The following is a 22508-nucleotide window of genomic DNA, read 5'->3' as shown; positions in this document are numbered from 1 at the left end:
CCCTCCTATTTTTTACCGTTCAGTTTGTTTGCATAGCCTTCTTTATTTTCCTGGCGCGCGCGAGCAATCGCCAATGAATCCTCAGGTACATCTTTGGAAATGGTTGAGCCTGCAGCTACATAAGATCCTTTGCCTACAGTGACCGGTGCAATCAGATTCGAGTTGCAGCCGATAAAGGTATCATCTTCAATAACGGTCTGAAACTTATTTTTCCCGTCGTAATTCACTGTGATGGTTCCACAGCCGATATTCACGCCAGTGCCAACTTGAGCATCGCCAATATAGCTCAAGTGGGAAACTTTGCTGTCGTTTCCGACTTCTGATTTTTTGACCTCGACAAAATTGCCGATTTTCACGTCATTGCCCAAAACAGTCTGTGGACGAATGTGTGCAAATGGTCCTACAGCTGTATCCGTGCCGATGCTGCTGTCATGGATTTCAGAACTGCGGATTGCTGTACGGTCGCCGATGACACTGTTGACAATATGGGTATTGGAAGAAATGATGCAGTCTTCTCCAATTTTCGAATTGCCGTCAATCGTGACATTCGGATGGATAATGGTGTCTGCTCCAATTTCAGCTTGTGCACTGATGTAAGCAGTCGCAGGATCGATAATGGACACTCCGGCTCTCATGTGCTTTTCAGCAATCCGTTTGCGCATGATGCCTTCAGCCTGACTCAATGCTACACGGTCATTTACACCCAATGTTTCATCAAAGCTGTCTGTCGCATAAGCCGCAACGATTTCACCTTGTTTTTGAAGGATCTCAATTACGTCAGGCAAATAATATTCACCTTGAACGTTATCGTTGGAAACCAATTTCAATGCTTCAAATAATGCTTTATTGTCAAAGCAATAAGTACCCGTATTGATTTCTTTTACTTGCTGCTCTTCTGGGGATGCATCTTTCTGCTCGACAATCTTTTCAACAATGCCTGCACTGTTGCGAAGAATGCGTCCGTATCCAGTCGGATTCTCGGCAATCGCCGTCAAAATTGTTGCTTTCGCCTGCGTTTCCGCATGTTGGTCAAGCAAAGCCTGCATTGTTTCCGGACGGATCAAGGGCGTATCGCCACAAACAACCAATGTCGTTCCTTCCAGTCCTTCAATCAATGAAGCTGTCTGTTGTACGGCGTGTGCCGTACCCAATTGTTCCGCCTGTAAGGCATATTCACTTTTATCGCCCAGTTGCTGCTGCACTTTTTCAGCGCCATGTCCGACAACCGTGACAATTTTTTCAACGCCGAGCTGTTCGACATTTCCTGTTACATGCTCGACCATCGGCATGCCGCAAACCGGATGAAGCACTTTATACAGTTTCGACTTCATTCGTGTGCCTTGGCCAGCCGCTAAAATTACTGCATATGTATTTGCCATTCCTTACCCCTCCTTTTAATCCGATAGAATTCCTTTTTCACAATCCTATCCAGTCATTTCTTCTATTGCTTGATAGATCCAGTTTTCAGCTGGCTATGTCAATTAAAAAATTCGCTTTTCCTTATTGACTATAGCGGAAAAACCTTGATTTTTCAAGGTTTCAGAGCATGACAATACCATGACAAAAAAAGTCAAACAAAAAAAGAGCCCTTATTATGAAAGAAGGCCCTTTGATTCAGCTCTATTAAACGCTGGCATTTTCCAATACCGCTTCGTTTTCACTTTGCTCATATGCAGTTAAGACAGCTTCTTGAAGCTTGGTACGCGCGCTCGAGTTGATCGGGTGTGCAATATCCCGAAATTCTCCATCCGGAGTTCTTTTGCTCGGCATTGCGACAAACAAGCCGTCATTTCCATCAATCACTCGAATGTCATGGATGACGAATTCGTTGTCTAGCGTGATAGAAGCGATTGCTCTCATTCGGCCATCGGTTTGTACACGTCGTAATCTCACATCTGTTACTTCCATTCTCTTCATCACCCCTTATCTCAGCTGCTATTTTTCATTCCTAATTATGGGTATTCGCCATAAAGGACTAATCTCCTTCATAATTTACAAAACTTATTAGAAAATTTGCTCAATGGAACAAAAAAACGAAAAGATGGCTGAGTTCATCGGCAAAAAAATACAGGCAAGCCCATGGTTGATGGGTTTGCCTGTATCCTTTAACAAGAATTACTTAGCTGTTCACTTTTGCAATAACTTCGATTTCCACTTTTACGTCTTTTGGCAAACGCGCCACTTCGACAGTTGAACGCGCCGGTTTATGGTCTCCGAAATACGCTGCATAAATTTCATTCATTTCTGCAAAATCGTTCATGTCTTTAATGAAGACAGTTGTTTTGATTACTTCACCAAGAGAAGAGCCCGCTTCCGCAAGAACCGCTTTCAGGTTTGAAAATACCTGATGCGTTTGGTCAGCAATTGTACCCTCAACCAATTCGCCGGATGCCGTTAGTGGAATTTGACCTGAACTGTATAGAATTCCTCCTGAAACCACGCCTTGTGAATAAGGGCCAATCGCGGCCGCCGCTTTGTCTGTCGCTACGTAATTCATATTAAATTCCTCCATTTTCAAAGTAGTTTCCTTCTTCTAATGCAATGGTGCGTTCTTTTTCACTGACTTCATGCAATTTAACAAGAGACAGGTATTTTTCAACCAGCCGCTCATCCGAATGCTCCGCCTCTACGAGGACTGCAACACCCGCTAACGTGCATTCGAACTCTTCCAGCAGGTTCTTCATGCCATTCATCGTTCCGCCGACTTTCATGAAGTCGTCCGTGATGAGTACACGTTGGCCGCTCTTCATGCTGCGTTTGGATAACACCATGGTCTGTATGCGGCGGGAAGATCCTGATACATAATTGATGCTGACTGTAGAGCCTTCCGTCACTTTGCTGTCTCTCCGGACAATGACTACCGGCACATTCAAATGGCGGGCAATTGCATGGGCAATCGGAATGCCCTTTGTAGCTACCGTCATGATGACGTCAATTTTTGCATCAGCAAATGCCGTCGCAAATACTTTTCCGACACGGTTCATCATTTCGGGATTGCCAAGTACATCCGTCATGTATAAATAGCCGCCCGGCAACAATCTGTCGGAATGGCTCAGCTCTTCCATCAAGTCTGCCATAACGGCTTTGATGTCTTTAGCCTGCAACCTGGGAATATACTTAACACCGCCCGCTGCCCCTGGAACCGTCATCAATAAACCCGTTCCTTTTTCTTCGAATGTTTCTTTGACAATGCCCAAATCTTCACTGATGGAAGACTTAGCGGATTGGTACAGATCCGAAAAATACGTCAGCGGAATCAATTTATGCGGGTGTTCCAATAAAAATTGTGTCATATCAACAAGCCGTTCACTGCGCTTCCACTTCAAAACTACCCTCTCCTAAACACGAATGATTTATAGAAAACTTACCATAAATGTACGTATTTAAGCAAGCAGCTCCCGTTCGCCGATCAAGCGTACTGCATATACTTCCGAACAAAAGCCCCGTAAGCCATTATAAATCCGCGGAATGCGCGCTTCTTGATGGACCAGGCCAAAAACTGTAGGCCCGCTGCCGCTCATCAAGACAGCATCTGCTCCAAATTTTTTCATCTGTTCTTTTATCTGTTCCACTTCCGGATACAATTTCAACGTAACACTTTCCAACGCATTTCCTAAATTGGCACACATCGCTTCATAATCGCCTTCATTGAGTGCCCGAATCATCCCTTCTGTATCTGGATGCTGTGCAGATTGGACATCAAATGCACCATAGACATCAGCTGTAGAAACGCCAATTGTCGGTTTTGCCAAGATAACCCAGCAATTCGGTGGAGTCGGCAATTCCTGGATGATCTCACCACGGCCTCTGGCTAATGCGGTACCGCCATAAACGCAGAAAGAAACATCCGATCCAATTTTGGCACCCAGTTCCGCCAGCTCATCAAGCGACAGGTTCAATTGCCAAAGTTTGTTCAGGCCTTTTAATGTTGCAGCTGCGTCACTGCTGCCGCCGGCTAATCCTGCTGCTACCGGGATTTTCTTATCCAGGGAAATAATGACGCCGGTCTTTATATTGAACGTATCTTTAATCAATTGTGCCGCCTGGTAGGCCAGGTTGCGGGAGTCATTCGGCACAAAACGGTCTGCAGACTGAATATGTATCCCTTTTGCTGTTCCCATCAATCCAATGCGGTCCGATAAATCCACAGTTGTCATGATCATTTCAATTTCATGGTAATTATCCGGACGTTTATGTAAAACATCAAGTGTTAGGTTAATCTTGGCAGGTGCTTTCACGTAGAGCATCTCACTGCCTCCTTTATATTCTGATGAAGACTATTTTAACATACCCCGAGGCAATGGAAAGCAAAGTGCTGGCAGAAACAAAAAAACTCGCCTTCCGCTTGATTAAGCAGTAGCAAGTTTTGAAGAATCTTATAAAATGTAGTTCAATTATTTCACGACAAGTGCATCTTCTGTTCCTTCGTACACAGTAATTTCTACCGCTTCAGTTAAGATGTCTGCGTAGCTGTAAGACACGCGTTCAAATGCATGCTCTTCTTGATCAAGCTCAATCACAAACACAGAGTGATATGTTTCGCGCAGGATTCCAGCACGTTCGACCGTTTTCTTGCGACCTCCGTTTGCCTTTAAAAGCAATCGTTTTCCTAAATGCAGATCCAACGATTTTTTAATATCCGCCAAAGTTTTGGGCATTTTGTCTACACCTCACTATAGACAAAATTCTACCATAATTTATTGAAATAGTCAAGCAAATTCCTAATTTTATCAGCGTCTATCCGTTTATGTCAATATTTTTTTATTCGAAATATCTTTATCCCGAAATAAGTTGTGCCGATATTGTAACAGAATGCCGATATTAGTGGAAATAAGCGTATAATTTGTCGGCCAATAAGCCAAATTCTTTAATGGTCAAGGTCTCTCCGCGCCGTGCCGGATCGATTTCCGCTTCTTCCAACGCTTTTAAAATCAGTTCTTTCTTTTCTTTGCCAAGCGGCATCGCAACTTGAAGGTTGTTTAAAATAGTTTTTCTTCGTTGAACAAACGACCCTCTCGTTACGCTAAAGAAGAAGTCTTCATCAATCACTTCCACTTCCGGCACTTCCCGTTTAGTCATGCGGATGACAGCGGAATCTACATTCGGCTGCGGCAGGAAAACAGATTTGGGAACAGTCAACGCCATTTCAGCCTGTGTATAGTACTGGATAGCGATAGAAAGAGATCCGTATGCCTTTGTTCCAGGTTTGGCTGTAATGCGCTCAGCCACCTCTTTTTGAAGCATAACGACCATGCCTCGGATCGGCAGCTTTTCCAGCAATAGTTTTAAGATGATGGGTGTCGTAACGTAATAAGGCAGATTGGCTACAACGACAATGTCGTCATACCCTGCCAATTCGTTGTCGATGGCTGCCTGTACATCCGTTTTTAGAATATCGGCATGAACGATAGAAATATTGTCGTAAGGAGAGAGTGTGTCGTCAAGAACCGGCAGCAGACGCTGATCGATTTCAAAAGCCAGTACTTTCCCTGCTTCTCTTGCCAAGTGCTCCGTCAAAGCACCAATACCCGGACCGATTTCAATGGCAGCAGACTGTTTTGTCAGTTTCGCCTGTCCAACGATTTTACGTAAAATATTGGGGTCGATCAGAAAGTTCTGCCCCAGACTTTTCTTCACTTTTAAATTGTATTTTGCCATAATCTGCTGTGTCCGGATGGGTGTAGCAATATCTTTAGTCATTGGTTTTCCTCCTGAATTAACGCTTGTACCGCTTTGATGAACTGGTCTTTCGAGATACCGAACATGTGAAGCCGCTTTTGGAGCTGCTTACCGTTCGTATAGCCGATTTGCAGAGTGTTGCCGAGTTGTATACGGCGCTGCTTCGCTTTAGGATGGGCGACAAGTCCGGCATCGATCAAGTCTTCCATTGTAATCTCTACAGGACGCTCTTCCTGAAGCGGCGTATAGACGGCCTGCAAGGCTTCTCGGATGTCTTCATCGCGAGCATGCTCGATCCCTAAACCTTTGCCGTTTTTAGCAATCGTTTTTTCCTTCGCCAAAAATGCATGTTTCGCCTGAGGCACATGTTCTTCAATAATAGCACGGATCCGCCGCCCGGGATAATCAGGATCTGTAAAAACAATGACCCCTCTCTTTTGTTGGGCATGAGCAATGCGCTGCAGCGTTTCTGCTGAAATCGCCGAACCATTTGTTTCTATTGTATCTGCAATGACAGCTCGTTTGATTGCTACCGTATCGTCTTTTCCTTCAACTACTATAATTTCGTTTATTTTCATTTATTCTGTTCCTCTTTTCAAGCTTCTTGTTTTATTCTACACGTTGGCGGGTAGACATGTAAAAAGCTTTCCCGGGAAATATCCCAGGAAAGCCTGTAGTGGAATGGTTTGTAGATTAGTTAAGTACTCTCACTTTTACTTGTTTGCGCCCAAATGACAATGCATCGGATTTATTGGCCATGAACAAATCGATTTTATTGCCTTTGATTGCTCCGCCTGTATCGCCTGCGATTGCGTTGCCGTAACCTTCAACCCATACTTTAGAGCCTAGCGGAATAACGCTAGGATCTACTGCAATTACTTTAAGGCCTGGATTGGCATGCAGGTTGATGCCTGTCGCTGTAATGCCCGAGCATCCCGTGCAGCTTGCTGTATAAGCTGTAGCTGACACGTAGAATTCTTTACCGCCTGCTGGCTCTTCAGCTGGTTGGGCTTTTGCCGGTTCAGCTTTTGCTGGTGCTGGCGTTGCTGCTTTTTCAACAGAAGCCGTTTTCACTGCTGCTTTCTCCTGCTTTTTCTCTTGTGCAGGAGCTGCCTGTGTTGCAGGTGTTGCTTTTGCTGCTGGTGCCGCTTTTGTTTGAGCCCCACGTGAGACGCTGGCTACAACTGTCTTCGTACCGACTGCCGTTACTTGCTTGGTTGGTTCTTTTACAACTTTTTCGTTTTTAAGATCACGTTTTACTTCTTTACCGTTTTCTTTGATTACTTCATACGTTTTTTTAACTACACCATTTGCGCCTTTTTGAACGACTTTTTCGTTGCCTTTAAGCAATGAATCGTCTTTTTTTGTCTCTACTGCATATTTCACAGTATCTTCGACTACATCGGTGACCTTTTCAACACGAACCACTTTGACTTTTGAATTTGGAAGAACCAGTTCGTCCATTTCTTTTTCCACTCGGTCAAGTTTGCCTAAAGAAACTTTATGTTGTTTTAAAAAGTCAGCGACCGTAGTCGAAGTAGACCATACTTTCTTTTCATTAAGACCGTCTTGAATAGTAACTTCATAGGCTTTTTCAACTGAAATGGTTGTTTCTTCATCTACTTGTTCATCCAAAGCAGGTGATACCTTGTCATGTTTTGTAAGTTCAACATCCGCTTTAGCTAAAATTTCGGACACTGTATTTTCAGTTGTCCATGCAGAAGTAGCTTTTCCATCAACTGTTACGTTATATTGTTCTGCTGCATCCCACTCGAGTGCCAGATCTTCATTGATCGGCGTTTCCTTTGAATGGCTTAAGAAATCATGTTCTCCAGCTTCGATTTCCTGTTCCTCCAAAAATGCTCCAACTGTTTCTGCATGTGTTCTTACTTCTTCCTGTTCACCATTCGCTGTTACGGTAACAGTATTTTTTGTACCTTCATATATAGCAAAAGTTAAAACCGCTGCGAACAACAATACAGTTGCGATTGTGACCGCCAATGATTTACCTTTGAATATTTTTGATGAATTGGTATTATTTGCTTCATTTGACAAAAATAACTCCTCCTTCTTCACCTGAGTGATTATATGGGCTCATTTCCAATGTGTCAATCAATACGAATTTCTCAATTTCACTTTATTTGAGAAAGCTTATAAAACTTTTCTGCGTTTTGTGTTGTCGCTTTGGCGACCTCTTCTACTGAAATTCCTTTCAATCGCGCAATTTCTTCCGCAACCAATGGCACATAAGATGGTTCGTTTCTTTTTCCCCGGTAGGGATGGGGAGCTAGATATGGAGCATCTGTCTCAATCATCAAGTGATCAAGTGAAATCAACTCGGCCACTTCTTTCGGCTTTTTGGCATTTTTGAATGTTACGGGTCCGCCAAGCGAAATCATGAAGTTCATTTCTATACTTTCACGGGCCGTCTCCACACTGCCACTAAAGCAATGCATGACACCGCCGATTTCTTTTGCGTTTTCTTCTCGAAGAATTGTCAGCACATCTTCTGTAGCTTCCCGGTTATGGATGATAATCGGCAATTTGACTTTTTTCGCCAACCGGATTTGCTTCCGGAAAATTTCCTGCTGTACTTCTTTTGGTGATTTGTCCCAGTAGTAATCCAATCCGGTCTCCCCGATTCCCACTACTTTTGGATGAGCAGCAAGCTCTTCAATCCATTTCAGATCTTCTTCAGTACAATCGATTGCATCAACTGGATGCCAACCAACTACCGCGAAGATGAATTCATAAGTTTCGGCCAAATCGATGGCCCGTTCGATCGTTTTTCGGTCGAAGCCGATGACTACCATTTTCTCCACGTGATTTTCTCTTGCGCGCTCAATGACTTGTACAAGGTCCTCATCATATTGGTCTGCATTTAAATGTACATGGGTATCGATAAACATCAATCATTCTCCTCACATTAAGCTTTATTCTAATGGTTCTACCTGTATCTTTCTTCACAACAACATTACAATTAGGTAACAAAACATGTTAGTTCAATGTCAAAAGCGCTTTTCTCTCTGTAATACTGGGCATTAAAACCCACAAAAACAAAAAAAGACCCACTGATAACAGTGGGTCAAAACAGGTCTTTTCCAGTAATCTTATTTAATTTTCGAGCCGTTCGGGAGCTTTTCAGCGACCGATGCCAAAGTCAGATACCCGTCTTTTTCACCAGCCAGGATCATTCCTTGCGAGAGTTCGCCCCGCAATTTCACCGGTTTCAAGTTCGCTACGACGACTACTTTTTTGCCGACCAGGTCAGCTGGTTTGTAATGTTCCGCAATACCGGACACCACTTGCCGCTGCTCGTAGCCCATGTCCAACTGAAGTTTCAGCAGTTTGGACGTTTTCGGCACAGCTTCACAATCTGTCACTGTCGCTACACGCAAATCCACTTTCGCAAAATCCTCAATCGCAATTTCCGGTACGTCCGGAACTTCCACGACCGCCGGTTCTTCTGCAGCAGGCGATTCAGTACCGCGCATTTGATCACGGATATATGCTACTTCCGGTTCCAGCTCAAGGCGCGGGAAGATTGGCGTTCCTTTTGACACGACTTGAGTGCCTCCAGGAATTTGGCCGAAGCTTTGAAGCGTATCCCAGCCAAGAGCTTCTTCTGTCAATCCAAGCTGCTCGATGATTTGTTTCGGTGCATTCGGTAAGAATGGCTGCAACATAACCGCAGTCATGCGAAGGCTTTCTGCCAAGTGCGCCATAACAGATGCCAATTGCTCTTTGGCAGCTTCATCTTTCGCCAATACCCATGGCTGTGTTTCATCAATGTATTTATTGGTCCGTGAAATCAATGCCCACACTTCACTTAAGACGATGCTGAATTGCATTCTTTCCATATGTTGCTCATAGACTTTTACCGTCTGCGCGGCTACACGTTGAAGTGGCCCGTCGAATTCGGTTTGCAGTCCGTTAATTTCAGGTATGGCTCCATCAAAGTATTTATTGATCATCGAGACTGTACGGTTCAATAAATTCCCCAAGTCATTAGCCAAATCAAAATTGGTGCGTTCCACAAACGACTCCGGTGAAAAGACGCCGTCAGAACCAAATGGCAGTTCACGCAATAGGAAATAACGCGTCGCATCCAAGCCATAGCGTTCTACGAGCATTTCCGGATAAACGACATTGCCTTTGGATTTCGACATTTTGCCGTCTTTCATCATGATAAAGCCATGGGCGAAAACTTTCTTCGGCAAGGGCAGATCCAAAGCCATCAAGAAAATCGGCCAATAGATTGTGTGGAAACGGACGATGTCTTTGCCGACTACATGGACATCAGCCGGCCAGTATTTATTGAACAAGCTATCATCTTCTGAGCCGTAGCCAAGAGACGTGATGTAGTTGGACAGCGCGTCAACCCATACATAAATGACATGTTTCGGGTCTCCAGGAACCGGAATTCCCCAATCAAAGGAAGTCCGTGAAACCGACAGATCCTCTAATCCCGGTTTGATGAAATTATTGATCATTTCATTTTTGCGTGATTCAGGCTCAATAAACTCTACGTTATTTTCGTAGTATTCCAAAAGACGGCCAGCGTATTTTTTCATGTTGAAGAAATACGATTCCTCTTTTACTTTATGGACTGGGCGGCCGCAGTCTGGGCAGTTGCCGTTATCCAATTGATTTTCCGTGAAGAACGATTCACAAGGTGTACAATACCAGCCTTCATATTCGCCTTTATAAATATCGCCATTGTCGAGGAACGTTTTGAAAATCCGCTCGACGCCTTCTTTATGGCGGTTCTCCGTAGTCCGGATGAAATCATCGTACGTAATATCCATAGTCGCCCAAACTTTTTTAGCAGCCTCGGCCATGTCATCTACAAATTCCTGTGGCTCTTTGCCAGCTTCTTTTGCTTTTTCTTCAATTTTTTGGCCATGTTCATCCATTCCGGTCAAAAACCGGACATCAAATCCACGCAAACGCTTATAGCGCACCATCGCATCAGAAGCGACTGTCGTATAAGCCGTTCCAATGTGGAATTTTCCGCTTGGGTAATAAATCGGTGTAGTTAAATAAAAGGTGTCTTTGTTAGCAGTCACGAAAAATTCCTCCAGTTTTTTAGTATAATCCTTATTTTAACGAAGTCCCCTATTTTGTACAATCTTTCAATTCGACAAAGCCATTTTCCAGTGAAATTCGACATTTACCAGCTAATGCTGCGTCGGTTTTTTAGGGCTTTCTATACAACTATGTCAAAATTATGACTTCAAAACTCATGAATATCAAAAATATGATACAACTTATAAAATTTCATTATAAATTCGATAGTTTTTTATTGACCTAATTGCCAGTAGTTGGTATGATTTATGACAGGAAGTGGTAAATGTCGAATTTTGACGAATACACCCGATAAAATAAAAGGAGGACTATCATTATGAAATCAACAGGTATCGTTCGGAAAGTTGACGAATTAGGGCGTGTAGTTATTCCAATCGAATTGCGTCGTACTTTGGGAATCGCAGAAAAAGACGCTTTGGAAATTTACGTAGATGACGACAAAATTATCTTGAAAAAGTATTTACCAAACATGACTTGTGCAGTTACAGGCGAAGTATCAGACGACAACATGCAATTGGTTGGCGGCAAATTGATCTTAAGCACTGAAGGCGCAGAAATGCTGGTAAAAGAGATCCAAAACAACTTAAAGAAGTAAGATAAAAAAAACCAGGAAGCTAATGCATCCTGGTTTTTTGATGCTTGCAAAGACAGAGTAGCTATTTTCAGTACCTAGCTTCAGCGTAGAGACTGCTTCCGCTTTTCTAGGTATGATAAGCCTGGTAAACTTCCCGTTTCGACAATTGGCGTTCAATGGCCGCTTCTTTAATGGCCTCTTTGGATGTCAGGTTTTTGGTTTCCATCAGCTGGTCCACGTGTTCTTCGATGGATAAACTTTCCCACCACTTTACGTTCTCCAAAGGCTCTGGATCTGCATTGCCTTCCAACACCAAACAAAATTCTCCGCGGATTTCATTTTCTTCAGCCCAGATTACCGCTTCTTCAATAGTGCCTCTCAGAAACTCTTCGAATTTCTTCGTCACTTCGCGTGCCAAAGTGATTTTCCGTTCGTTACCGACCGTTTTTTGCATGCTCTTCAAGCTTTCTTTCAGACGGTGAGGTGCTTCGTAAAAGATCAGGGTCTCTTCTTTTTGGCTCAATATTTCCAACTCTGCTTGCCGCTCTTTTTTATTGCGCGATAAGAATCCGTAGAACAAAAAAGGCTGCGGCGAAATCCCTGACGCAATCAGTGCACTGAGGGCTGCATTGGCTCCAGGAATCGGCACAACAGGAAAGCCTTCGGCAACCGCCCGTTTGACGATGTCTTCTCCTGGATCGGAAATACACGGCATGCCGGCATCGCTGACCAAAGCTACTGACTTGCCTTCTTCCAGGTACGAGAGGATTTTGAAGCCTCCGCTTTCCTGGTTGTGTTCATGGTAGCTGACCAATTTGGTCTGGATGTCAAAATAATTGCAGAGGTTTTTCGTGTTGCGCGTATCTTCCGCTGCAATGATGTCCACTTCTTTTAAAATACGCAATGCACGGATTGTCATGTCTTCCAGGTTGCCGATTGGAGTGGCCACCAAATACAAGGTGGGTTGTTGATGCTGGAAACTTTTTTGGGATTTCATTTGCCGTTCTCCTTTCCTTCAGCAATATAATGGATTTTCTGTGCCTTCGTTAACTGCTTGAAGGCATATTCCGCTTTCATTGCTGCCGGTTTCGTGTCGTAGCATTCGTGATGGATCAGCTTGGACGGCCCTTTGGCGCGTGTGTATTTCGCACCTTTTCCAGCGTTATGCGCCGCCAGCCGCTTTTCAAGGTTGTTGGTATAGCCAGCATAAAACGACCCGTCGGCACATTCCAGCACATAAAAATAATGATCACTGGCTGCCATATAACAATTCCCGCACTTCTTCGGTATACTCGCCGTCGTCTCCGTAGACAATCAAAGGAGGCAAGATCTTTAAATCTGGTTTGCCGTCTTTAATGCCTTCAATCAACAAAGTATTGGCTTCCTTGCCCGCTTTCGGATATACAAGGCGGATCCGTTTCGGTTCTAAGCGGTTCGCACGCATTGACGCAATCAAATCGATCAGACGGCCTGAACGATGGACAAATGCCGCTTTCCCCCCTTGCTTCAACAATTGGCTCGCCGACAATACCGCCTCATCCAAGGTTAAGTGCAGCTCATGCCGCGCAATAGCCATGTGTTCACTGATATTTTTATCGCTCATTTCATGTGCTGGAAAATAAGGCGGGTTGCAGGTGACTACATCGTATTTTTCAAACCCAAGCTGCGCCGGCATATTTTTGACGTCGCCTTCAACAATTTCAATTTGCTGCTCCAAGCCGTTGTATTCCACGCTGCGGCGTGCCATATGCGCAAGCCGTTCCTGCAATTCTACGCCAATGATCCGTGATTCTGTACGGGCACTCAGAAACAACGGAATCGCTCCATTCCCTGTGCACAGATCTACAATGGTGCCACGCTTCAATGGAACATACGCAAAACGTGCCAATAATACCGCATCCAAAGAAAAGGAAAACACCGACGGACTTTGAATGATCCGCAGGTCTTCCGCCAATAAATAATCCAATCTTTCATCATCCACTAACATCTTTTCAACTCCTAGCATAACAAAAGGCTGCCGCCACACGAAGTGTCGGAAGCCTTTCTCTTTATTATCTTACAGACAGCTTTCTTCTGCCTTTATGTTCAGTTCTGTTTATTCAGGAACGATAAACAGAACAGGCAATCGTCGCCTTTTCGGGAACTGCCGAAATGTACATTGCAGACATGGTAGCCTTCATGATACAAGCGGGCTAAGTTATCATAGCCTTCACCAATATCCATAACAGCTTTTTTCAATTTCACCGGATCTACAGCAGCTACTTCCGGCACTGCTTGATGAAACTCATCCAACCGCGCGCGCAAATGATGATTCTCCAATTGCAGCGCATGATGTTCTTCCATCGTCCGAGCTACCACTGCTTTTAATTCGCTGAATTGTTCTTGCATGGATTGGAGTTGCTGTTCAAACTCCATTACCGTGTCCAAAAAATTCTTTTCCTTCACCTAAAACCACCTCACGCTCTCGTTCCTTGGCCCATTATCTCATCTAATGTGTATTCAAGTGTCTGTTCCTGCTCAGTCAATCGGATTTTCAACACCCGCTCTAAAATATTCATGCCTACAACACGGCCTTCGCCATCCGGTGTTGTTACTCGTGTACCGACATCCGGCATTTCTTTTTTCGCTGTTTCATACTCGTCATTCTCGTATTTTAAGCAGCACATTAAACGGCCGCATAAACCAGAGATTTTCGAAGGGTTCAGCGATAGGTTTTGATCTTTCGCCATTTTGATGGAAACCGGCTCAAAATCCCCTAAAAATGTTGAACAGCAAAGCATCCGCCCACAAGGACCGATACCGCCAAGCATTTTCGCTTCATCCCGAACGCCGATTTGGCGAAGTTCGATGCGTGTACGGAAAATGGAAGCCAAGTCTTTCACCAAGTTCCGGAAATCCACACGGCCTTCCGCCGTAAAGTAAAAAATGACTTTATTGCGGTCAAAAGTGTATTCGACATCTACCAATTTCATATCCAAGCGATGCTCTTCAATTTTGTCGGTTCCCAGTTCGAAGGCACGGCTTGCTTCCAAACGATTTTCTTCCACCTGGTGGCGATCGCGGTCAGTTGCCACTCTTACCACTTGTTTCAAAGGCAGAACTACATCGTTTTCTCCAACAGTTTTCGTTGGTACAACCACTTTTCCATACTCTACGCCTCGTGCTGTTTCCACAATGACGTAATCGTCTTTTTCAATCCCTAATGCACCTGGATCAAAATAATATATTTTACCCGCTTTCTTAAAGCGGACACCTATGACATTATACAATTGCTACCCCTCCTGCAGATTCAGCATTAACTGCTCCATCAACAGCGTCCGGTTCATATTGCGCGGCAATTGTTGTTTGGCCTGTAAAACGGCCTGCAACTGCTTCGACAATACCGTAAAAGAACGCTGGAGAGCCATCTGCTTCCAAGTTTCTTCCATGTCTGGATATGTTCGTGCAGTTTCAAGACCTGCTTTTACCGAAGCAATGTCCCGATATGCAAATAATAACATGTCCAGACCTCTTTCGGCATCTTCTTTTTCTTTAAATAATGGCAGCCATTCGGCTTGAAGCATCAAAAGAGCCTCATGAACATTGCTGCCAGCCACTTCCACCAGTTTCAACACGGTTTTTCTGGCCTGGGCAAATTGCTCATCTTGAGCCAACAAGACAGCTTCTTCTTCACTTTGCGTCAGCATGCTGACAGTTGCAGCCATTGATCCAGTCATTCCATCTGCTATCAGTTTTTCCATAAGCTTGGGACGCGACAGCGGACGAAAAGAAACCAGTTGGCACCTGGAACGGATTGTGCTCATCAATGCATTGAGCCTCTCAGTCAATAGGATGGCTGTCACATTAAACTCAGGCTCTTCCAAAAACTTCAGCAAAGCATTGGCAGAAGAATTGTTCATGCGGTCTGCCTGTTCAATCACGTATATTTTACGGCCTGTATTCAAACCGGTTTTATTCAATTTGAAGATTAACTCTCGGATTTGGTCAATTTTTATGTTTTGGCCATCCGGTTCGATGAAAAGAACGTTGGTGTGGTTGCCGGAATTATAGAGCTGACAACTTCGACATGTTTCACATGGAACATTTTCCACAGGCGATTCACACAGCAGCAGCTTGACGAAAAAATGCGTAATTTCCGTTTTGCCAGAACCAGCCGGACCTTCAAACAGATAAGCGTGCGCTAACCGGTCTTTTGAATAAGCACCTTGGAGCCGCTTCATCACCACTGGCTGCATTTCCAAAAATTCATCAATTGTTTTTTGCACAAACTTCACCTTCAGACTTTGTAAAAAATCCCGTGTTCCGGTTGGAGCACGGGTTTTCTTTTATCGTACTGGCTGCCGGGCAGCCGCCTTTATTTAAAAGTGGTGGAATTGTTCAATCGGCAAGACGAAAATAGTTGCTCCGCCCACTTCAACTTCCACAGGATAAGGAATATACGAGTCAGCATTTCCACCCATCGGCGATACAGGTGCTACCATCTGTTCACGAGACCGGCAGTTTTCACGAATCAAATCCAGCAACTTCGGTACCAGGTCATCTTCTACACCGATTAAAAAGGTTGTATTCCCTGAGCGCAAAAACCCCCCTGTACTGGCAAGCTTGGTAGCCCGGAAATCATTTTTCGTTAACGCGTTGGATAATCGGTTACTGTCTTGGTCCTGTACAACTGCTACTACGAGTTTCATCAGCACTCACTCCTTTTTGTCTTTCTTCTATATAAGTATAACATGAACAAAGATATACGCTGCATATCTTTCCAGCTCTTTGCCAAAAAAATAGCTGCATCAAAAAGACAGCTGACCCTAAGAAGGATCAACTGCCGCTTGCCGTTCTTCTATAAATCGTACAGCTGTTTCCAATGCATCAGCATAAACGATGTCCAGTTCATTTTCTGCATTGATCAAGCGAATTCGTTCCGGATTCTGGCTCAACAGCAAGAGGTATCCTTCTCTTACTTTGTAATGGAATTTCATTGATTCTACATCCAAGCGGTTGATCTCACGGTCTGAATCTTTTTCGATCCGTGCCAGACCCACTTTCGGATTGACATCAAAATAAAGCGTCAGATCCGGCATGTATTCATCGATGGCAAACTTGTTGATGGCGAAGATCTCTTCCATTCCAAGACCCCGTGCATAGCCCTGATAAGCTAGACTCGAATCAATGTAACGATCACATAAAACGATGCTTCCCGCTTCGAGTGCTGGAATAATTTTTTCGACCAAATGCTGCCTTCTCGCTGCTGCATATAATAAAGCTTCTGTTCGCGCGTCCATTGCGGTGTTGTTCCGGTCCAAGATCACTTGACGAATTTGTTCAGCTATGTCGATGCCGCCTGGCTCACGCGTGCAAACCACAGAAAATCCTTTTTCCTCCAACGCAGTTGCCAGCATTTTCAGGACCGTTGACTTTCCCGATCCTTCTCCACCTTCTAGGTTGATTAAATAACTCATTTTCCAGCTCACCTTATTCCATGAAGTTAATTATTTTCTACTGTTTCAAACTCTTTTTACTATACACGAAATGGCTTCGATTTTATAGTGACCAGCAGAAAACCAACTATTCTTCATCTTCTGCCACTTGATATGCCCGGCGGAACAACTCCATTTGGCTGTCTATCACTGGCTCATCGTCCTTGCGCGGCACATAATGGTAAACCCCGTCCGCATCCTGCTGTCTGGCTTTGACATTATCGGCAAGCCCCAATTCCAGTATGTTTTTCACTTGCTGTTTAATGGTTTCGTCAACAATCGGAAATAAAATTTCAATGCGGTTATTTAAATTCCGCGTCATCATATCCGCTGAAGATAAGAAGGTCCGTCCTTTGCCGTTATGGTTAAAGTAATAGACACGGCTATGCTCCAACAAGCTGCCCACGATGCTCCGAACCTGAATGTTCTCACTGACCCCTGGGATTCCTGGACGCAGGCAGCAGATCCCTCTGACAATCAAATCCACTTTCACACCTGCATTGGACGCTTCATACAACTTCATAATAATGAGCTTATCCGTCAGTGAGTTCATCTTCGCAATGATGCGGCCATTGCCATGCTTTTTTTGGAAACGAATTTCCGTATCGATCAAGTCGATGATATCGGTCCGAATCGTAAAAGGCGCTACCGATAAATAATGGAACTCCGGCTTCTCGGTATAGCCGCTTAAATAATTGAAGAAGTTGGTGGCATCAATTCCGAACTGCCTTTTCGAGGTGAATAAGCTCATATCTGTATAGATTTTTGCCGTCTGATCGTTGTAATTGCCGGTTCCTAAATGCACGAAACGCTCAATTTTATCGTCTTTTTTCCGCACGACCAAGGTGATTTTGCTATGGGTTTTCAAATGCGTCATGCCATAAATAACGTGGCATCCTGCCTTTTCCAACTCTTTTGCCCATTGGACATTATTTTCCTCGTCAAAGCGGGCCTTTAATTCAACCAGCACGGTTACTTGTTTGCCATTCTCAGCAGCTCTTTTCAGAGCCTTGATTACCGGAGAATCACCGCTCACCCGGTAAAGGGTCTGCTTGATGGCCAGGACATCGGGATCATCAGCGGCTTCTGAAATAAATTGAACGACCGGTTCAAATGATTCATACGGATGATGAAGAAAAACATCCTGCTCACTGACCTTTTGAAAAATCTGCTTGCCTGTTTCCATCCCTGCCGGCAGCTGCGACACTTTGCCTTCAAAGACCAAATGCTCCCAAACTGGTGCCATTTTTTTATAAAAGCTGAAAAACACCGTCAAATCCAAAAATCCTTCAATAGCATAGACATCTTTTTTATGGACTTCCAGTTCATTGGTCAAGTATTCCAAAATGGCCGGATCAAATCCTGGCTGCTGAATCTCCAGCCGGACAGCCGCTCCCCATTTGCGTTTCCGGAGCTCTTCTTCAATTTCCTTCAGCAAATCACGTGCGCCTTCTTCATGGATCGTCATGTCGGCATTGCGGGTAATCCGGAATACCGACGTTGAAATCACCTTAAAACCATGAAAAAGTTTGCGAATGAAGAAACTGATGACATCTTCCAGTAAAATCAGCTTGTAGCTGCCCTTTTTCGATTCCAGGCGGACAAACCGTTCCAGTACAGAAGGCACCTGGACAATGGCAATTTTTTGCCCTTCTTCCGCCTGGTCTTCTGCGTCTTCCAGCACCACCGCCAAATTGATGCTTTTGTTGAGCAACATGGGAAATGGACGGTAAGCATCGATGGCCATTGGCGTCAGTACCGGAAAAATATGATCCTCAAAATGCCGTTCCATTATATCCAATTGGTCTGCACTTAAATCCGCCATTTTGACGAATTCTACGTGCTCTTTTTGAAGCTTTGGCAACAATGTTTTTTGCAGCGTTTCATATTGCAGATCCACCAATTGATGGGTCTTCATCGCAATTTCATTTAATTGTTGCTTTGGCGTCATTCCCGCTTTATTCTCGGGTTTCGTAAACCCGACTTTCACCTGATCCTGCAGCCCTGCTACACGGACCATAAAAAATTCATCCAGGTTGGAGCTGAAAATCGCCAGAAATTTAAATCGTTCCAATAACGGGTTCCGTTTATCAAGGGCTTCCTGCAGGACCCGTTCATTAAAAGCCAGCCAGCTCAGTTCGCGGTTATTGTAATAAGAAGGATCCCTGAGTTCCACGCTTTTCTTTTTTAAAGTCTCCAATTTTGACTCCACCTTTTACTTATAATCCATTTATCTATCCTATCACCATCTGCCTGTCAGCAATACGAGATATGTCACTTGAAATGTTAATTATTTGTAAAATTTAAAATCAATCGTTTTCTTTAACTGCTTCTCTAAATGCTTTTTCTGTTTTTCCACCTGGTATTGTTCCGGCTTCCAATCTTCTCGGCATTGCACAGAAAAAACAAGTTTGTCCTCGTTTTCTTCCAGCTCAATCGTTTCCACAATATCACGTTTAGTTGCATTCAAACTGTACGCCAGCTTGATGATAGCGCCAAGCAGGCTGTATTTCGCCAACTCTTCTTTATTGAACCATTCCTCATACACATTAACGTTCCGTTTAAAGACCTCTTTATTTTTAAATGAAGCCATCAAAGCAATGACGATCCGGTCTTTGTGCAGCAAACCATCGATGGTGCGGTTGCCCAATAAGTAAAAAGTATGCTGATGGCTGGATTCCGAATCGATGTAGCTCCCTAAATTATAGAGTGCACTGCTGAGCTTCAAACGCTTATAGTCCAACTCTTCCAATGACAGCAAGCCCAACTCTTCCAATTCCTTTGAAATCAGCAAAGCACTATTGGCAACATGGAATGCATGGGTCAAATTGATGTCATAATCGATAGCCAACTCGTGAAAACTTTCTTCCACGACATTTGGAAATACCGACAAATCGAAATCCTTGGTCGTCTCTTCATAAAACACACCATCCCTTAAGCCTTTTCTGCTGAGAGCAAACTGTTTGGTGTCGATCAATTCCATTAAATAGCGGAACACTTCAACAGCCGGGATGATGATATCCGCCCGGTCCTTCGACAGCCCTTCCAAGCGCTGCAGCTCTGAAAAATCCACTGACTTCAATAAATCACTGACTTCTTCTACGTCATCTCTGCTCATCATGTATTGATGAACACCAGACAGCGGATATTCAATATGCTCCTGATGGATCTGAGCCATGTTCCGCGCACTTCCCCCAATGCCGATCAACGGCAAACGCTTATCAGCCAGCCATTCCAATTGATCAAACTGCTCTTTTAAAAACGACCGCAACTCGCGCAATTCGCCTTTGGTCGGTGTGTTTCCTTCGACAAATTGCTGTTTCAATGATAAAGCACCAAACGGAAAACTGTAGAAAAAAATCAGCTGGCGATTATGGAAATAGGTAACTTCTGTACTGCCCCCACCAATATCAACCGTGATGCCGCTGGCGAATGGTGTGGAATTGACGACGGCCAGGTAACCGTAGTTCGCCTCTTCAAATTCCGAGAGGATACGCATCGTAAAATCTGTTTCTTTTTCCACTGCTGCCAGAATGCTGTCTTGATTTACAGCTTGGCGCACAGCCGCCGTAGCCACACATTTGATGTCTTTCAATTGATGATGGCGGGTCACTTCCTGAAAACTTTTTAAAGTCTTGATCAGTACATCGATGCCTTCCTGTTTCAACACATTGTCTTCATTTAAATAATTACGGAGACGAGCAACGGCTTTTACGTTCTCACTCTCTGTAAAACGTCCGCTTTTATCCCGCGTGTAAATGACGAGCCGGATGGTATTCGAGCCGATATCAATGATTGCATACTTTTCCTGTTCCATGAAAATCCCCCACATTCTGTACCAAGTAAATGATGTTACAGTATACCCTCTTTAAGCATTTCTTATGCTCGGGTTATTTCGTGCTGAAGCACCGGCAATTCCTTGGAAGCAAGCCTATGGTCTCCCTGTATCTGCGCATCGGAAGCAAGGTAATTCATGAGCTCCTCAACTTTGGCCAATGTCCATTTCTCGCCTGCCACCATCAGCGGAATCCCCGGTGGATATGGAATCACCATACCCGCTGCAATACGGCCGATAACTTGTGTATAAGGCACCCATTCCTGATCCGTCAAATCAATTTCTTCAAAAGACAATTCGGGAACTGTTACTTGGGATACTGTTTTCACTTGGACTCTCATGTCTTTTCTCGCTTCGCCTTCCAACAGCTGTACCGCTTCTTTTAAACGGCTGCGAATTTCGGCAAATGGATAGGCATGCCATTGTTTCATTAAAGGCAAGATCAACAAGACCTGATAAAGGTCTGCCAGCTCAACATGAACCCCCGTTTTCTCCAGCATCTGTTTGAACTGGTAGCCGCTGTGATGGGCAACCCTCAGCATGATTTTCAGTGGATCATCAGACTCTACCACCGTCAAATGCGGAATCATCCGCAGGCTGCTGAGAAAACGCTCCCTCTTTTCATTGAACATCCGCATGTCAGGCTGCGAATAGTTTTGAAGATAGGACCGTGCATCATCCAATGAGGCAAGGATCAGATACGACGGACTGCTTGATTGAAACATCCGTAAGTACTTTTGGATTCTTTTCGCGTCTACACGTTCGCTTCCGATATGTAAAAAAGAGCCCATCGTCATAGCCGGCAGTGTTTTATGGGCCGACTGCACGACTACATCAGCACCTAGAGACAAGGATGAGACTGGAAACGGGGCACCTGCCTGAAAGTGGGCACCATGGGCTTCATCCACCAGAACCACAATTCCATGTTCATGGCATAAAGAAATAATGGCAGTAAGTTCGTAGGAAACCATTCCATAATAATTGGGATAGGTCAGTACAATGGCCTTGGCTTTCGGATAGGCCTTTATCGCTTCTTCTACTGCCTTTAGAGGCACTGCAGCCGCTGTCATGGATTCCTCATCCCATTGCGGTGAAACGTAAACGGGCCGCACATGTGCAAGCTCCAACGCATGGAAGATCGACTTATGGGAATTGCGCTGAACAATGACCACATCCCCTTCTCTGCAAGCGGCGTGAATCATCGCCAGATTTCCGACAGTTGAACCGTTGACCAACAAAAAGCTGCGTTTCGCACCATAAGCTTCCGCTAATAAAAGCTGTGCCTCGTTGATCGCCTCTTCCGGATAATGAAGATCATCCAGACCCGCCAGTTCTGTCACATCATACTGAAGAGCTGACTGAATTTCTTGCGGCAGTCCTGACAGGATGCCATGTTTATGTCCTGGTACATGAAAAGAAATGGGTTGTTTATTTTGAAATTCGATTAATGCATCCACAATTGGGCGTCGTTGCGTCATGATTTTCCATCCTCACATTGATTGATTAACTTCATTATAACAATTCCGGTTGAGAGCAGCGGTTCGGAAAACAGTCGGTTGGATGTTTTCAATGGCTGTGACCGGTTTTCTCCAAACAAAAAAGCCGTTACCGGAATCGGTAACGACTTTCTTTCATTGTGCCCAGCGACGTCTTACTCTCACAGGGGGAGACCCCCAACTACCATCAGCGCAAAAGAGCTTAACTTCCGTGTTCGGGATGGGAACGGGTGTGGCCTCTTTGCCATCATCACTGGACTGTTTGATTGAGTGTTTGTTCACTCAAAAGAATAACTAGAAAAAAATATAAAATAGACCAGCGACGTCCTACTCTCACAGGGGGAGACCCCCAACTACCATCG

The 22508-nt window shown here is 44.4% G+C and carries 23 protein-coding genes and 1 rRNA gene; 1 reads left to right on the top strand and 23 read right to left on the bottom strand.

Annotated features, from left to right (window positions below; all coding sequences use genetic code 11):
* Window positions 1–5 precede the first annotated feature (5 nt).
* The 11 genes from glmU to metG all read right to left on the bottom strand — a co-directional run bounded on the left by glmU (window position 6) and on the right by metG (window position 10748).
* Window positions 6–1379 carry a bifunctional UDP-N-acetylglucosamine diphosphorylase/glucosamine-1-phosphate N-acetyltransferase GlmU gene (gene glmU, locus QMA01_RS17625; protein ID WP_290187217.1) on the bottom strand — a complete coding sequence of 458 codons (1374 nt, stop codon included), beginning with the start codon at window positions 1377–1379 and terminating at the stop codon, window positions 6–8.
* Window positions 1380–1623: 244 nt separating this feature from the next.
* Window positions 1624–1908, bottom strand: a complete 285-nt coding sequence (gene spoVG / locus QMA01_RS17620; RefSeq protein WP_191716916.1) for a septation regulator SpoVG — start codon at window positions 1906–1908, stop codon at window positions 1624–1626.
* A 211-nt stretch (window positions 1909–2119) separates the two neighbouring features.
* On the bottom strand, window positions 2120–2497 hold the full coding sequence (locus QMA01_RS17615) for a RidA family protein (protein WP_290187218.1): 378 nt from the start codon (window positions 2495–2497) through the stop codon (window positions 2120–2122).
* A gap of 1 nt (window position 2498) precedes the next feature.
* On the bottom strand, window positions 2499–3326 hold the full coding sequence (gene purR, locus QMA01_RS17610) for a pur operon repressor (RefSeq protein WP_191716914.1): 828 nt from the start codon (window positions 3324–3326) through the stop codon (window positions 2499–2501).
* Between the two features lie 57 nt (window positions 3327–3383).
* Entirely contained in the window at window positions 3384–4247 is an 864-nt protein-coding gene (gene ispE, locus QMA01_RS17605; RefSeq protein ID WP_191716913.1) for a 4-(cytidine 5'-diphospho)-2-C-methyl-D-erythritol kinase, read from the bottom strand.
* 147 nt (window positions 4248–4394) lie between these two features.
* Window positions 4395–4658 (bottom strand): biofilm formation stimulator Veg, encoded by a 264-nt coding sequence (veg, locus tag QMA01_RS17600; RefSeq protein ID WP_006830753.1) that lies wholly within the window; start codon window positions 4656–4658, stop codon window positions 4395–4397.
* A 163-nt stretch (window positions 4659–4821) separates the two neighbouring features.
* Window positions 4822–5700 (bottom strand): 16S rRNA (adenine(1518)-N(6)/adenine(1519)-N(6))-dimethyltransferase RsmA, encoded by an 879-nt coding sequence (gene rsmA, locus QMA01_RS17595; RefSeq protein ID WP_203341420.1) that lies wholly within the window; start codon window positions 5698–5700, stop codon window positions 4822–4824.
* A complete protein-coding gene (gene rnmV / locus QMA01_RS17590) occupies window positions 5697–6257 on the bottom strand; it encodes a ribonuclease M5 (protein WP_191716911.1) in 561 nt (186 codons plus the stop codon). Before rnmV ends, rsmA begins: the two co-directional genes overlap by 4 nt.
* Before the next feature lie 115 nt (window positions 6258–6372).
* Window positions 6373–7734 carry a G5 and 3D domain-containing protein gene (locus tag QMA01_RS17585; protein WP_290187221.1) on the bottom strand — a complete coding sequence of 454 codons (1362 nt, stop codon included), beginning with the start codon at window positions 7732–7734 and terminating at the stop codon, window positions 6373–6375.
* A 77-nt stretch (window positions 7735–7811) separates the two neighbouring features.
* Complete coding sequence (locus QMA01_RS17580) at window positions 7812–8588, bottom strand: TatD family hydrolase (RefSeq protein WP_191716909.1); 777 nt, start codon at window positions 8586–8588, stop codon at window positions 7812–7814.
* A gap of 201 nt (window positions 8589–8789) precedes the next feature.
* Window positions 8790–10748 carry a methionine--tRNA ligase gene (gene metG / locus QMA01_RS17575; protein WP_290215561.1) on the bottom strand — a complete coding sequence of 653 codons (1959 nt, stop codon included), beginning with the start codon at window positions 10746–10748 and terminating at the stop codon, window positions 8790–8792.
* A gap of 335 nt (window positions 10749–11083) precedes the next feature.
* Between metG and QMA01_RS17570 the strand changes: the two genes are divergently transcribed.
* Window positions 11084–11362 (top strand): AbrB/MazE/SpoVT family DNA-binding domain-containing protein, encoded by a 279-nt coding sequence (locus tag QMA01_RS17570; RefSeq protein ID WP_006830747.1) that lies wholly within the window; start codon window positions 11084–11086, stop codon window positions 11360–11362.
* A 106-nt stretch (window positions 11363–11468) separates the two neighbouring features.
* Here the strand turns inward: QMA01_RS17570 and rsmI are convergent, their stop codons facing one another.
* The 12 genes from rsmI to rrf all read right to left on the bottom strand — a co-directional run bounded on the left by rsmI (window position 11469) and on the right by rrf (window position 22404).
* The gene (gene rsmI / locus QMA01_RS17565) at window positions 11469–12338 is read right to left on the bottom strand and encodes a 16S rRNA (cytidine(1402)-2'-O)-methyltransferase (protein ID WP_290215560.1); all 870 of its coding nucleotides are present in this window, start codon (window positions 12336–12338) and stop codon (window positions 11469–11471) included.
* Window positions 12335–12604, bottom strand: coding sequence for a GIY-YIG nuclease family protein (locus QMA01_RS17560; protein WP_203341416.1), 270 nt, complete (start codon window positions 12602–12604; stop codon window positions 12335–12337). The genes rsmI and QMA01_RS17560 overlap by 4 nt, the downstream gene beginning before the upstream one ends.
* Window positions 12591–13328, bottom strand: a complete 738-nt coding sequence (locus tag QMA01_RS17555) for a tRNA1(Val) (adenine(37)-N6)-methyltransferase (RefSeq protein WP_290187223.1) — start codon at window positions 13326–13328, stop codon at window positions 12591–12593. Before QMA01_RS17555 ends, QMA01_RS17560 begins: the two co-directional genes overlap by 14 nt.
* A 98-nt stretch (window positions 13329–13426) precedes the next feature.
* Window positions 13427–13786: a DNA replication initiation control protein YabA gene (yabA, locus tag QMA01_RS17550; RefSeq protein ID WP_191716904.1), complete on the bottom strand. Its 360-nt coding sequence runs from the start codon at window positions 13784–13786 to the stop codon at window positions 13427–13429.
* 11 nt (window positions 13787–13797) lie between these two features.
* Window positions 13798–14610: a PSP1 domain-containing protein gene (locus QMA01_RS17545; protein WP_191716903.1), complete on the bottom strand. Its 813-nt coding sequence runs from the start codon at window positions 14608–14610 to the stop codon at window positions 13798–13800.
* Window positions 14611–14613: 3 nt separating this feature from the next.
* Window positions 14614–15606 carry a DNA polymerase III subunit delta' gene (holB, locus tag QMA01_RS17540; RefSeq protein WP_203341414.1) on the bottom strand — a complete coding sequence of 331 codons (993 nt, stop codon included), beginning with the start codon at window positions 15604–15606 and terminating at the stop codon, window positions 14614–14616.
* A 93-nt stretch (window positions 15607–15699) separates the two neighbouring features.
* Window positions 15700–16029: a cyclic-di-AMP receptor gene (locus tag QMA01_RS17535; RefSeq protein ID WP_191716901.1), complete on the bottom strand. Its 330-nt coding sequence runs from the start codon at window positions 16027–16029 to the stop codon at window positions 15700–15702.
* Between the two features lie 117 nt (window positions 16030–16146).
* A complete protein-coding gene (gene tmk / locus QMA01_RS17530) occupies window positions 16147–16797 on the bottom strand; it encodes a dTMP kinase (protein WP_191716900.1) in 651 nt (216 codons plus the stop codon).
* A 106-nt stretch (window positions 16798–16903) separates the two neighbouring features.
* Entirely contained in the window at window positions 16904–19015 is a 2112-nt protein-coding gene (locus QMA01_RS17525) for an RNA degradosome polyphosphate kinase (RefSeq protein ID WP_290215559.1), read from the bottom strand.
* A 90-nt stretch (window positions 19016–19105) separates the two neighbouring features.
* On the bottom strand, window positions 19106–20632 hold the full coding sequence (ppx, locus tag QMA01_RS17520) for an exopolyphosphatase (RefSeq protein WP_290215558.1): 1527 nt from the start codon (window positions 20630–20632) through the stop codon (window positions 19106–19108).
* 62 nt (window positions 20633–20694) lie between these two features.
* The gene (locus tag QMA01_RS17515; protein ID WP_290215557.1) at window positions 20695–22128 is read right to left on the bottom strand and encodes an aminotransferase class I/II-fold pyridoxal phosphate-dependent enzyme; all 1434 of its coding nucleotides are present in this window, start codon (window positions 22126–22128) and stop codon (window positions 20695–20697) included.
* Window positions 22129–22288: 160 nt separating this feature from the next.
* Window positions 22289–22404, bottom strand: a 5S ribosomal RNA gene (gene rrf / locus QMA01_RS17510).
* Window positions 22405–22508: the final 104 nt, after the last annotated feature.

This window comes from Planococcus notacanthi (assembly GCF_030407825.1).
Lineage (GTDB): Bacteria > Bacillota > Bacilli > Bacillales_A > Planococcaceae > Planococcus > Planococcus notacanthi.
Note: the sequence above shows the minus strand (reverse complement) of the source record. Positions and strands in the feature narration are given on the sequence as shown.